The sequence below is a fragment of the Microbacterium sp. JC 701 genome (genome assembly GCF_021026215.1).
Lineage (GTDB): Bacteria > Actinomycetota > Actinomycetes > Actinomycetales > Microbacteriaceae > Microbacterium > Microbacterium algihabitans.
Map to the genome: position 1 here is coordinate 244326 of NZ_JAJNCV010000005.1, position 12784 is coordinate 257109.

Consider the following 12784-nt stretch of genomic DNA (forward strand, 5'->3'; position numbering starts at 1 on the left):
CCTCGGGTCGCTCCGCTTCGTCATTTTCGGAGTGGTTCCCGCGTCAGGAGCTGCGTTCGGCGGTGAACCGGCGCGTCACGGCGATGTCGCGGTCGCCCAGGTCGCGCTCGACGATCTCGTCGAAGGCGGCGCGCAGCGCGGGCAGCAGAGCGGGCAACGTGGAGGTGGCCTCGGCGATGTCGGCGGCGAAGCGCAGGTCTTTCACCATGTACGAGGCGACGCCGCTGGGGGAGTCGTCGCCGGTGACGAGCTTCTCGCGTCGGCTCTGCAGCAGGTTCGACCCGGCGTACCCGCCGCCGAGCAGCTCCCAGAGGGCGGCGGGGTCGACGCCGGATCGCGCGGCCAGCTCGGTCGCCTCGCCCAGCGCGAGGATCGTCGCCGCCACCACCATCTGGTTGCAGGCCTTCGCCACCTCGCCCGCGCCGAGGGGCCCGAGCCGCACGGGGGTGCCGCACGGGGCGAGCAGGGCGGCCGCCCGATCGGTGTCGGCCTCGTCGCCGCCGAGCATGATCGACAGGGTCCCGGCCTTCGCGCCGTCTTCGCCGCCCGACACGGGGCAGTCCACGATCCGGATGCCGTCGGGCAGCCGATCGGCGAGCTCGCGGACGCCGACGGGCGACGACGTCGACCCGATCAGGAGCAGGAAGTCCCGTCCGCCGACGCCGGCGAGCAGCCCGTCGGGGCCGTCGAGGTGCTCTTCGAGCTGGGGGAGGTCGGGGAGCATCACCAGCACGGCATCCGTCGCCTCCGCCAGCTCGCGGGCGGTGGGAGCCCAGACGGCTCCGGCTCCGGTGAGACCGGGTCTCTCGCGCCGCGCGTGAACGGTGAGGGATGCGCGGGCGGAGAGCAGGTGCGAGGCCATCGGCTCGCCCATGGCGCCGAGGCCCCACACGCCGAGTCGCACGTCATCGAGCGTTGTCATGAACCGAACATACCGGCTGGACAACAGGTTGTACAGGGTTCAATATGGTGAACAGAATTCGAAAGAGACCGTCGCGGTCCACCCGCGGCGGCGAAGGGAATGACGACGATGTCGACACGGTCCAGTCTTCGCGCGGTGGTCGCGGTGCCCCTGAAAGAAGAGCACTGCCGGCTCATCGAACGCCTCGAGCCGCGTCTCGAGCTCGTGCGCGATCCTTCGCTCACGCACCCGATGCGCGGACCGGCCGACTGGTCGGGCGACCCGGACCACGAGCGTACCGCCGAACAGCAGCGGGCCTTCGACGAGATGGTCGATTCCGCGGAGGCGCTCTTCGGCATCCCCGACGTCGACCCCGCCGCCCTCGCCCGCACGGTCGCGGCGAACCCGCGTCTGCGCTGGGTGATGACGACCGCCGCCGGAGGCGGGGGACAGGTCAAGGCCGCCGATCTCGACCGCGAGGCCCTCGATCGCGTCACCTTCACCACCAGCGCGGGCGTGCACGGCGGCCCCCTCGCCGAGTTCGCGGTCTTCGGGGTGATGGCCGGGGCCAAGGGCCTGCCTCGCCTCGCGCGCGACCAGGCCGAGAAGCACTGGAGCGAACGCTGGGAGATGCGCCAGGTCGACGAGATGACCGTGCTCGTGGTCGGCCTCGGCGGAATCGGCGCCGAGTGCGCCCGACGCTTCCACGCCCTGGGTGCCGAGGTGTGGGGGACCACCCGCAGTGGAGCCCCCGTCGAGGGGGTCGACCGACTCGTTCCGCTCGACGACCTCGTCGCGGCCGTCGCCGAGGTGGATGCCATCGTCGTCACCCTTCCCGGCACGGACGAGACGCACCACCTCATCGGCGCCGACGTGCTCGCCGCGGTGAAGCCCGGCGTCATCCTCGCCAGCGTGGGGCGGGGCACCGTGATCGACGAAGAAGCCCTGCTCGCCGCCCTCGACGACGGCCGGGTGTCGTTCGCCGCGCTCGACGTGTTCGAGGTGGAGCCCCTTCCCGAGGATTCGCCGCTGTGGCGGCATCCGTCGGTCCTGGTGAGCCCGCACACCGCCGCGCTCAGCAGTAAAGAAGAGGAGCGCATCGCCCGCCGCTTCGCGGAGAACGCCACGCGCCTGCTCGACGGCGAGCCGATGCGAGCGGTTGTCGATACGGTCGAGTTCTACTGAGGTGTCGCGACCTGTGACGCCGGCAAGATGAGGGGGCCGCGGTGAGCGACGACGACGTGAGTGAGATCGCGCGTGATCCGGCACCGGCCGTGGGGCGCAGCATCCGACTCCTGGGCCTGCTCGCCGAGGCGGGGCGCACCCTGACCCTCACCGAGCTCGCCGCGGGCCTGGGCCTGGCGAAGTCGTCGACGGCGAACATCTGCCTCTCGCTCGAAGCAGCGCGCATGATCGAGCGCGTCCCCCTCGGCTACCGTCTCGGCATCCGCACCGCCGAACTCGGCGGCGCCTTCGCCGCGCAGTTCAATCAGGTGCGCGAGTTCTACGCTGTGTGCGAGTCGTCGCCGGTGCTCGCGGCCGAGCTCGTGCAGGTCGCGGTGCTCGATGACGCCGACGCCCTCTACCTCGCCCGCTACGAGGGGTCTCGATCGATCCGCATGGGCACGCCCCTCGGCTCGCGCCTCCCGGCGGCGCTCTCGGCGACGGGCCGGGCGCTGCTGATGACGCGCACCGACGACGACGTGCGGGCTCTCCTCACGCGCGGCCGCCCGCTGCCCAAGCTCACCGACCACAGCACCCTCGACGTCGATGCGGTGATCGCCAAGATCGCCGCCTCGCGCGAGCGCGGCTGGTCGGTCGACGAAGAGGAGTCGTTCCGCGGCATCGTGGGGGTCGCCGTCCCTCTCGAGGGGTGGGCGCCCGGCGACCCGCAGCTGGCTCTGGGCGTGGGTCTTCCGGTGGCGGATGCCACGCCCGAGCGCATCGCGCGCGTCGGCGCCGCGCTGCGCGAGGCCGCCGCGGCGCTGACCAACCCGTTCAGCGCGTCCCGCGGTCGCTGACCCGACGCGGGCCGACCGCTCCGCTCGGCGCGGGCGCTGACCTGCGTCGCCGGCCAACCCGTCAGCCCGTCTCGCCTTCGTCGACCCGCCGCGCCGCCGATCTGCTCGATGCGCTCGGCCCCGCCGTACGCGCGGATTGGTCTCTGCGCTGCGCCTCCGGGGTTCGGGGCGGATTCCGTCGTTCGGGGCGGAGAATCTCCGCCCCGAACGACGAATCACGCCCCAAACCCGCGGACCCGGGCACGGTGTCGTTCGGATTCTGTCCAATATATTGAACTCCGTCCACTCCGTTGGTACAGTCGGCCCAGTCGCAAGACCCCAGCCGATCGAAGGAGATGGCCGTGACCACTTCATCCACCACGACGACGCAGCCGACGGATGACCCCGAATACGCAGCGAACCTCCGCCGCGCCACGCTCGCCTCGAGCATCGGCAGCGCGCTCGAGTACTTCGACTTCGCGCTCTACGGCCTCTCGACGGCCCTGATCTTCAACGTCCTGTTCTTCTCGCAGGACGACCCCGCCCTCGCCACGGTCGCGGCCTTCGCGACCTACGGCGTGGGCTTCCTCGCCCGTCCCTTCGGCGGTCTGTTCTTCGGCGTCCTCGGCGACAAGCTCGGCCGTAAGTGGGTGCTGGTCATCACGATCCTGTTGATGGGCGGAGCGTCCACGGCGATCGGCCTGCTGCCGACGTACGAGGCGGTCGGCGTCCTCGCGCCGATCCTCCTCGTGATCATGCGTCTGCTGCAGGGCTTCGGCGCCGGCGCCGAGCAGGCCGGGGCCACGGTCCTGATGGCCGAGTACGCCCCGGTCAAGCGCCGCGGCTTCTTCTCGGCCCTGCCCTTCATCGGCATCCAGGCGGGAACCCTCCTGGCGGCGGTCGTCTTCAGCCTCATCTCGCTGCTGCCCGAAGACCAGCTGCTCAGCTGGGGCTGGCGCGTGCCGTTCCTGGCCTCGTTCGTGCTGATCCTGCTCGCGCTGTTCATCCGCATGCGCCTGCGTGAGACGCCGACCTTCATCGAGCTCGAGAAGCACGATCAGATCGCCGAGCGCCCGATCCGCGACATCTTCACGCGGGGTCTGCCGGGCATCATCGTCGGCATCGGCCTGCGCATGGCCGAGAACGGCGGGTCGTACATGTTCAACACGCTCGCGCTGACCTTCTTCGTCGCCTCGGTCGGCGGCCAGGCCGACCGCAGCCTGCTCACCTGGGGTGTCACCCTCGGCTCGCTCATCGGCGTCTTCTCGGTCCCGCTCTCGGGTGCCCTGTCCGACCGCATGGGGCGCCGCACGGTCTACCGCATGGGCGCGGTGTTCATGCTGGTCTTCACCTTCCCGGCCTGGTGGCTGATCTCGCTCGGCAGCTACCCGATCACCATCGCGGTCATCGCGATCGGCATCGGCGTCGCCGTCAACTCGATGCTCGGACCCCAGTGCGCGATGCTCCCCGAGCTCTTCGGCAACCGTCACCGCTACCTCGGTGTCGCGATGGCCCGTGAGATCTCCGCGGTGCTCGCCGGTGGCCTCGCCGGAGTCCTGGGCGCGTACATCATCGCCGTGAGCGGGGCGAACTGGCTGCTGCTGGCGATCTACATGGGCACCCTGGCTCTCATCACCACCGCATCGACCTTCCTCGTGCCCGAGACGCTGCGCCGCGACCTCACGCGCACCGACGATGCGATCAAGGTCTCGCGCGAAGAAGCCGGCGAGGGCGTGGATGCCACGACCGTGACCGTCCGGACGATCCGGTGACGCGCGACGAGCGGGGGAGCGTCGGCAGCCTGGTGGGGGCGCCGGCGCTCCCCGCGGGACCCCCGAGCGTGTTCCGCGCCGAGGTCGCCGAGGCGGTGCGCTGATGCGGATCGCTCGACTCAAGACGGCCCAGGGGCCGCGCACGGTCCGCGTCGAGGGCACGACCTTCGTCCCGATCGGCGACCCCTTCGCCGCGTTCGAGGCGGGTGTCATCCCCGCCGACGAGGGTGACGCGATCACGGGGGTCCTCTTGGCCCCGTGCGTGCCCACGGTCGTCGTCGGCATCGCGCAGAACGGACCGGACCACGCCTCTCCCGTGCAGGCGTGGCTGAAGAGTCCGCGCACGGTCACGGCATCCGGAGCCCCCGTCCGACTGCGCCGGGACGCCGGCGTGACGGTGGCCGAGGCGGAGGTGGCGGTGGTGATCGGTCGCGACACGACGGGTCTCACCGTCGAGACGGCGCACGAGTACGTCCTCGGCATCACCGCGGTGAACGATCTGTCGAGCCCCGATCGCGCCGCGTTCGATCCCCGCAACTTCGAGTCGAAGTCGGGGCAGGGGTACACCCCGCTCGGGCCCTGGATCGACAGCGCGCTCTCGATCGACGACGATCTGCCGATGCGGCTGTCGGACGACGGCGAGGTGCGTGCCGAGACGTCGTCGAACCGCCTGCCGATGTCGCTGCGCGAGTGCCTCGCCTACGTCGCGGGCTGGACCACGCTGGGGCCGGGCGACGTCGTGATGATGGGGGCGCCGTTCTCGCAGGCGCCGGTCCGTCCGGGGGAGACGGTGGAGGTCGTCGTCGCGGGCCTGCGGCTCACGACGCCGACGTCGTAGGGCGGCGGTGCGTCAGTGCTTCTTGTAGGACGCGTTGCGGCCGAGCGAGAAGAGGGCCCCGATCGCGCCGATGCCGCCGATGGTCGCGATGCCGCCGATGACCCAGAGCACGACGTGAGAGAAGAAGCCGCTGTCCATGATGATCCTCCGGGTCGGTGTGGCTCTTCGATCCTACCGGCGGTCGGGGACTGCTCCGGACTCCTGCCCCCTCGTGCCTCCTCGGCCGGGTCGTGAGCGGCGCGTCGCACTGGTAGACTTCCCGGGAACTTCGGCGAGGGATGCATCCTCGGGCGCCCACGGGTGCACAGGGCATCCGTGATCGACGCAGTGAAGCAGGCTCCCGGCTTTCCTCACGCGCTCGCGTTCGAGTCGAATCCAGACCACACAGGTGCGGACCATGTCCGCTCACAAGCTGCGGGACACGAGCCCGCGAGGAGAACATCATGTCGGAAGACAACAAGGTCGTCGCGGAACTCCGCGAGAACTTCGGCAAGGGCTTCGCCCGTCGCCTCCGCGCCGCGGGCAAGATCCCGGCCGTCATCTACGGTCACGGCACCGAGCCCCAGCACGTCGCGCTGCCCGGCCACCAGGTCGCGCTGCTCATCCGTCGCGCCAACGCGCTGATCGACCTCGACATCGCCGGCAAGGGCCAGCTCGTCCTCGTCAAGGACGTCCAGAAGGACCCCGTGCGTCAGATCATCGAGCACATGGACCTCATCGTCGTGAAGAAGGGTGAGAAGGTCCAGGTCGACGTTCCCGTCGTGCTCGTCGGCGAGCCCTTCCCCGGCACGGTCGCCATGCTCGACGCCACCTCGGTGTCGCTCGAGGTCGAGGCCACCCACATCCCCCAGAACGTCGAGGTCGACGTCGAGGGCGCCGAGGACGGCACGCAGATCACCGCGGCCGACCTGACCCTCCCGAAGGGCGCGACGCTCGTCACCGAGTCCGAGACCCTCATCGTGGGCGTCTCGGTGCCGCTCGACACGCTGGCCGCCGACGAGGAGATCGCCGAGGCCGATGCCGAGGTCGCCGAGGAGCAGTCCGAAGAGGCCGAAGCCGCCGAAGAGGGCGACGACAAGTAATTCCCGCGCGGGCCGCTTCGGCGGTCCGCCGACGACGAGGGGGCGCGTTTTCGCGCCCCCTCGTTGCTGTTCACGGGGTCCGCGCGCGGATCCGGAAGGATGGATGCCATGGCGGACACCTGGCTCATCATCGGTCTCGGCAATCCCGGCCCGCGGTACGAGGCCACGCGTCACAACATCGGGCAGATGGTGATCGACGAGTTGGCCGCGCGGCGCCGCGCGGCCTTCCGCACGCACAAGGCGAACGCGCGGGTCGTCGAGACGTGGCTGCGGCCCGGGGCGGCGAAGCTCGTGCTGGCCAAGCCCAACAGCTTCATGAACGTCTCGGGCGGTCCGGCATCGGGTCTCGCCCGGTTCTACGGCACCGAGCCCGATCATGTCGTCGTGGTGCACGACGAGCTCGACATCCCCTACGACACCATCAAGCTCAAGACCGGTGGCGGCCACGGCGGGCACAACGGCGTCCGCGATGTCGCGAAGGCCCTCGGAACCCCCGACTTCCCCCGCGTGCGCGTCGGCATCGGGCGACCGGTCGGCCGGCAGGATCCCGCCGACTGGGTGCTCGACCCCTTCAGTTCCGCCGAGCGCACCACCCTCCCGATCCTCGTGTCGGATGCCGCCGACGCGGTCGAGCTCCTCGTCGACGAGGGTCTCGTCGCCGCCCAGCAGCGCTTCCACGCTCCGCGCGCTTGATCTGCACACACGGAAACGGCCCCGGTTCGAGGAGAACCGGGGCCGTTTCCGTGTGTGCGGGTCGCGTCAGGCGGAGCCGAGACCGATCCCCGCGCCGATGGCGAGGGCGACCGAGACGACGATCCCACCGAGCACGGCGAGGATGATCGCCGCGATGCCGTAGCCGCGACCGCGGCGCTTGATGGCGGCGACGATGCCCTGGATGAAGCCCCAGAGTCCGAAGATGGCGTAGACCGCGAAGGCGACGACGGTCAGGACGCCGACGAGGATCGCCGACTGCTCGACCCCCGGGGGAAGGGTGTTCGGGTCGATCTGCCCGGTCGTGTCGCCGTTCTGCTGCGCGTACTGCGCGACGCCGGCGCTCTGCAGCCCGGCGATGAACGCGATGATCGAGCCGCCGACGACCGCGACGAGCGAGGCGACGAAGGCGATCAGGCCGAGGCGGTTCGACCGCACGGGCCGGTTGTCGGCGGGCGGAACATAGGCCGGAGCCGCCGGCGCGTCGTGCGCGGCGGGCGCTGCGGGTGCGGCGTAGCCGTCGTTGCGCGGGGCGGGCGCGTCGTACGGCCCCGGGGGCGGAGGTGTGGTGCTCACGAGATGCTCCTCTGGTCGTCGGCGGTCGCAGGTGCGGCCCGATCCCGCGAGTCTAGGGAGGCGCGCCCCGCCTGCGCGGAGGGGTGGACGCGCGAGGCCCCGTCACGGTAGCGGGCGAATCGGCGGGGTCGAGAAGGTCCCGGATGCCGTTCCCCCGGGGCCTCGCGCGTCCGGTCTCCGGCGGCGGCAGCTGACCTCAGACGGGGATGCCGCCCGTACCGGCGGCGGCGAGGCCCGCGCCGAGCGCGAGCGCGGCGAGCCCGCCGAACACGATCGGCCCCAGCACGGCGATCACAATGGCCGCGATGCCGGCTCCCGTGGCGGCGCGCTTGACGACCGCGGTGATGCCGAGGGCGAGGGCGACGATCCCGATGACCGTGCCCGACCAGAACGCGACCTCGCCCAGCAGCACGAGATCGCGCACGGGCGACAGGACGCGCCAGTCGAACGAGCCGGCCGGCATCTCGAAGAACGCTGGACCCGAGCCGCGGGCCACGCGGAACGCCGCGAACCCTCCGACGGCGGGCGCAAGCACCGTCGCGACGATCGACAGCAGCAGGGCCCACGTCCCGAGGGGGCGTCCGCGGCGGCGGGCGGGCGGGGGAGTGAGCATCGTGCCGACCGGGGGCGCGACGTGCGGCGCGGCGAACGCCGGGCCGCCCGGGGAGCTCGGCGTGGTCATGCCGCCAGCCTACGAGACGTCTCGCGCCGGCGATCGACGTTCCGTCGTGCGGATGCCGGGGTCGACACGCCGCTCGCCGGGGCCTCGGGGCGGCGCGCCGCCGTCCGCGTCCGCACGACGGCTGCAGACGCACCGGCCGTTCGTCCAGCCCGTCCCGATGTCGGAGGCCCCGCGTAGACTTTCCCGAGTGACAGTTCCCGGGATCGTTCGCGCCCTCGAGCAGGCTGAGTCGTATCGTGAGGCCGCTTCCGCGGCATCCGCCGACCTGTCTCTCTCCCTCGTCGACGGCCTCGACGCCCCCGTCATCGCGGGGCTCATCGAGCGGCGTCGCGCCTCGGGCGACCCCGGCGCCGTGCTCGTCATCGCACCGACCGGGCGTCGCGCCGAGTCCCTCGGGCCGGCCCTGGATGCCGTGCTGCCCGGGGCTCAGGTGCTGCACTTCCCCGCGTGGGAGACCCTGCCGCACGAGCGCTTGAGCCCGAGCCCCGAGACCGTCGGCCGCCGTCTCGACGTCCTCCGGCGCATCGCCGCGTGGGATGGTGAGGCCCCGCTCGTCATCACCGCCTCGGTGCGCAGCGCCCTGCAGCCGCTCGCCCCCGGCCTCGGCAAGGTCGAGCCGATCGAACTCGTCGTCGGAGGCCGCGGCCACGAGCTCGAAACCGTCACGACCCGGCTCGTCGAGCTGGCCTACCACCGCGTCGACATGGTCTCGCGTCGCGGCGAGTTCGCGGTCCGCGGCGGCATCCTCGATGTCTTCCCGCCCGTGGCCGACCACCCGTACCGCGTGGAGTTCTTCGGTGACGAGGTCGATCAGATCCGCGCCTTCTCGGTCGCCGACCAACGATCGCTCCCGGGCGAGGTCACGGGCGTCTCGCTCAACCCCAGTCGCGAACTGCTGCTCACCGCAGAGGTGCGCGCTCGCGCCGCCGAACTGCGCGACGGCTACCCGGGCCTGCGTCAGCTGCTCGAGAAGATGGCCGAGGGCATCCCCGCCGAGGGCATGGAATCCCTCATCCCCGTGCTCGTCGACGATCTCGTGACCCTCGTCGACTACCTTCCGGGCGGCAGCGCCGTCGCCCTCGTCGACCCCGAGCGCTCGACCGCGCGCGCGACCACGCTCGGCGACACCAACCGCGAGTTCCTCGAGGCCGCGTGGTCCGCCGCCACCGCCGGGGCCGACACCCCGGTCGACCTCGACTCGGGCGACTTCGTCACGCTCGACGACCTGCACGAGATCGCGAGCGGCCGCGGCGGCGCGTGGTGGCAGCTGAGCGCCTTCGATTCGGGGGCGGCGGATGCCGAAGACGAGGGCCTGGTCGTGGGCGACGCGTCCGCGCACCGCATCAAGGCCGATCCCGTGCCCTCGTTCCAGGGCAACGTCGAGGGGGCCACCGCCCACGTCGACGCTCTGCTGCACGACGGCTGGTCGGTCGTGGTCACGGCATCCGGACCCGGCATGGTCGATCGCGCGCGCGACGTGCTCTCCGAGCGCGGGATCGCCGCCCGGCGGGTCGACGATCTGCGCCTGCCGCCCGAGCCCGGCGTCGCGCACGTGGTGTGCGCTCCGCTCGAGCGCGGGTTCCAGTTGACCGAGGCGAAGTTCGCCGTCATCAGCGAGACCGAGTTCTACGGCCGCTCGGTGAGCGGCGACAACCGGGGCGTCAAGAAGCTGGCGTCGCGCCGCCGCAACGTCGTGGACCCCCTGCAGCTCAAGCCGGGTGACGTGGTGGTGCACGCCACCCACGGCATCGGCAAGTTCCTCGAGCTCACCCAGCGCGAGGTCTCGAGCGGCGGTCGCAACGCGGTCAAGACGACCAAGGAGTACCTGGTCCTCGAGTACGCGCCCGCCAAGCGCGGGTACCCGGGCGACAAGCTGTTCGTGCCCACCGACCAGCTCGACCTGCTGTCGAAGTACGTCGGCGGTGAAGCGCCGACCCTGTCCAAGATGGGCGGCAGCGACTGGGCTGCGGCGAAGGGCCGTGCGCGCAAGGCGGTGCGCGACATCGCCGTCGAGCTCGTGAAGCTCTACTCGGCACGCATGGCGTCGAAGGGCTACGCCTTCGGACCCGACACCCCCTGGCAGCGCGAGCTCGAAGAGGCCTTCCCCTTCGCCGAGACGCAGGATCAGCTGCAGACGATCGACGAGATCAAGGCCGACATGGAGAAGCCGATCCCGATGGATCGACTGCTGTCGGGCGACGTCGGGTTCGGCAAGACCGAGGTCGCGGTGCGTGCCGCGTTCAAGGCGATCCAGGACGGCAAGCAGGTCGCGATGCTCGTGCCCACGACCCTGCTGGTCAAGCAGCACCTCGAGACGTTCGCCGAACGCTTCGCCGGCTTCCCCGTCACCGTCCGGCCCCTGTCGCGCTTCCAGACCGACAAGGAGGCGAAGGCGACCCTCGCGGGCCTCACCGACGGCACCGTCGACATGGTCATCGGAACGCATCGCATCCTGACCGAGAAGGTGATCTTCAAAGACCTCGGGTTGATGATCATCGACGAGGAGCAGCGGTTCGGCGTCGAGCACAAAGACCAGCTGAAGAAGCTCAAGACCAACGTCGACATCCTCGCCATGAGTGCGACGCCCATCCCGCGCACGCTCGAGATGGCGGTGACCGGCATCCGCGAGATGTCCACCCTCGCGACGCCACCCGAAGACAGGCACCCGATCCTGTCGTACGTCGGACCGCGCAACGATAAGCAGATCGCTGCGGCGATCCGTCGAGAGCTGCTGCGCGAAGGCCAGATCTTCTACGTGCACAACCGGGTGTCGTCGATCCAGCGGGTGGCGGCGCACCTCGCCGAGCTCGTGCCCGAAGCGCGCATCGTCGTCGCGCACGGGCAGATGGGGGAGCACGCGCTCGAGCAGGTCGTCGACGACTTCTGGGAGCGCCGCGCCGACGTGCTGGTGTCGACCACGATCATCGAGACGGGTCTCGACATCTCGAACGCGAACACGATCATCATCGACAGGGCCGACAAGTACGGCCTGTCGCAGCTGCACCAATTGCGTGGTCGCGTCGGACGCGGACGCGACCGCGCGTACGCGTACTTCCTGTACGACGAGATGAAGCCGTTGTCCGAGACCGCGGCCGACCGCCTCGAGACCATCGCCGTCAACAACGACCTCGGTTCCGGAATGCAGGTGGCGTTGAAAGACCTCGAGCTGCGAGGCGCCGGCAACCTGCTCGGTGCCGAACAGGCCGGGCACATCGCCGGCGTGGGTTTCGACCTCTACCTGCGCATGATCGGCGAGGCCGTGTCGACCTTCCGTGGCGAAGACGTCGACGGTCCGACCGAGCTGCGACTTGAGCTCCCGGTCGATGCGCGTCTGCCCGAGTTCTACATCGACAGCGAGCGCCTGCGCCTCGAGGCGTACCAGAAGCTCTCGGCCGCGGCGTCCGCCGGCGCGAAGGACGACGCGATCGACCTCGTGGTGGAAGAGCTCCGCGACCGGTACGGCGAGCCGCCGGCAGAGGTCGAAGGCCTGGTCGCCGTGGCGCGGCTCCGCCGCCGCGCCGCGCAGGCGGGCCTGGCCGACGTCGTCGCGATGGGGTCGAACCTCCGCGTGGCCCCGGCGAACCTCGCCGACTCGATGCGCGTGCGTCTGCAGCGGCTCTACCCGAAGGCCAAGCTGGTCGCCGGGGGAGACGCGATGGTGGTTCCCTTGCCGCAGGACGCCGATGACGCGAACCTCATCGCGTGGGTGCGTCAGCTGCTCGATGCCCTGTGGCCCCTCCCGGTCGAGAAGTCCGCGGAGGCGGCGAACGCCTGACCTCCGGCACGGCTGTTGGAGCCCCCTCCTGCCCGAGGCCCGATCGACGACGCGTCACTCGGGCCTTCGTGCGATTCTCCGCGTCTTTCCGCGAGCAGGCCGCCGCGACACGCCCGGGGAGCGCCTGGATTCGACGGGTCGGCGGCTCCCGCGTAACTTATTACTTGTTCGCCCCACAGGGGAGAGCGGAGCGGCCGAAAGGCCCCGCAGCCCCTCAAGTAGCGAACCACTCCGAAACCCCAACACATGGTGTAAGGTTTTGGATCGGTCACCCGGCCGGTTTTCACGACGTTGATCTCGTTCAGAGGTCCCACGGTGAGAGCTCACAGTGTCGGGTGGTCTTGGAGAAATGAACTGCCTCACGGGTAGGTCGGAAGACTGTTTCCTGTGGGTGCGTCCGTTCCTTGAGAACTCAACAGCGTGCACTTGTCAAATGCCAATTTATTC

At 70.7% G+C, this 12784-nt stretch carries 11 protein-coding genes; 7 read left to right on the forward strand and 4 right to left on the reverse strand.

The genetic code is table 11. From position 1 onward, the window contains the following. Positions 1–43: 43 nt before the first annotated feature. The gene (locus LPW41_RS16635; protein ID WP_230705447.1) at positions 44–922 is read right to left on the reverse strand and encodes an NAD(P)-dependent oxidoreductase; all 879 of its coding nucleotides are present in this window, start codon (positions 920–922) and stop codon (positions 44–46) included. 99 nt (positions 923–1021) lie between these two features. Here LPW41_RS16635 and LPW41_RS16640 point away from each other — a divergent pair, with 99 nt between their 5' ends. From LPW41_RS16640 to LPW41_RS16655, 4 genes are all read left to right on the forward strand, one after another. Beyond that, positions 1022–2086 (forward strand): D-2-hydroxyacid dehydrogenase, encoded by a 1065-nt coding sequence (locus LPW41_RS16640; RefSeq protein ID WP_230705448.1) that lies wholly within the window; start codon positions 1022–1024, stop codon positions 2084–2086. Positions 2087–2127: 41 nt separating this feature from the next. Continuing rightward, positions 2128–2922, forward strand: coding sequence for an IclR family transcriptional regulator (locus tag LPW41_RS17150; RefSeq protein WP_144834289.1), 795 nt, complete (start codon positions 2128–2130; stop codon positions 2920–2922). A gap of 335 nt (positions 2923–3257) precedes the next feature. Further along, on the forward strand, positions 3258–4673 hold the full coding sequence (locus tag LPW41_RS16650) for an MFS transporter (protein WP_144834290.1): 1416 nt from the start codon (positions 3258–3260) through the stop codon (positions 4671–4673). 103 nt (positions 4674–4776) lie between these two features. After that, entirely contained in the window at positions 4777–5511 is a 735-nt protein-coding gene (locus LPW41_RS16655; protein WP_230705449.1) for a fumarylacetoacetate hydrolase family protein, read from the forward strand. A gap of 12 nt (positions 5512–5523) precedes the next feature. Here the strand turns inward: LPW41_RS16655 and LPW41_RS16955 are convergent, their stop codons facing one another. After that, the gene (locus LPW41_RS16955) at positions 5524–5649 is read right to left on the reverse strand and encodes a hypothetical protein (protein ID WP_260979764.1); all 126 of its coding nucleotides are present in this window, start codon (positions 5647–5649) and stop codon (positions 5524–5526) included. 305 nt (positions 5650–5954) lie between these two features. Between LPW41_RS16955 and LPW41_RS16660 the strand changes: the two genes are divergently transcribed. Together LPW41_RS16660 and pth are read left to right on the forward strand one after the other, a co-directional pair. Continuing rightward, on the forward strand, positions 5955–6593 hold the full coding sequence (locus LPW41_RS16660; protein WP_230705450.1) for a 50S ribosomal protein L25/general stress protein Ctc: 639 nt from the start codon (positions 5955–5957) through the stop codon (positions 6591–6593). Between the two features lie 108 nt (positions 6594–6701). Further along, the gene (gene pth, locus LPW41_RS16665; RefSeq protein WP_230705451.1) at positions 6702–7286 is read left to right on the forward strand and encodes an aminoacyl-tRNA hydrolase; all 585 of its coding nucleotides are present in this window, start codon (positions 6702–6704) and stop codon (positions 7284–7286) included. 66 nt (positions 7287–7352) lie between these two features. Here pth and LPW41_RS16670 read toward each other — a convergent pair whose 3' ends face one another. Continuing rightward, complete coding sequence (locus LPW41_RS16670) at positions 7353–7880, reverse strand: hypothetical protein (protein ID WP_230705452.1); 528 nt, start codon at positions 7878–7880, stop codon at positions 7353–7355. A 196-nt stretch (positions 7881–8076) separates the two neighbouring features. Next, entirely contained in the window at positions 8077–8562 is a 486-nt protein-coding gene (locus LPW41_RS16675) for a hypothetical protein (RefSeq protein ID WP_144834299.1), read from the reverse strand. A gap of 187 nt (positions 8563–8749) precedes the next feature. On the opposite strand from LPW41_RS16675, the gene mfd reads away from it, so the two are divergent. After that, the gene (gene mfd, locus LPW41_RS16680) at positions 8750–12337 is read left to right on the forward strand and encodes a transcription-repair coupling factor (protein WP_230705453.1); all 3588 of its coding nucleotides are present in this window, start codon (positions 8750–8752) and stop codon (positions 12335–12337) included. Positions 12338–12784 lie beyond the last annotated feature (447 nt).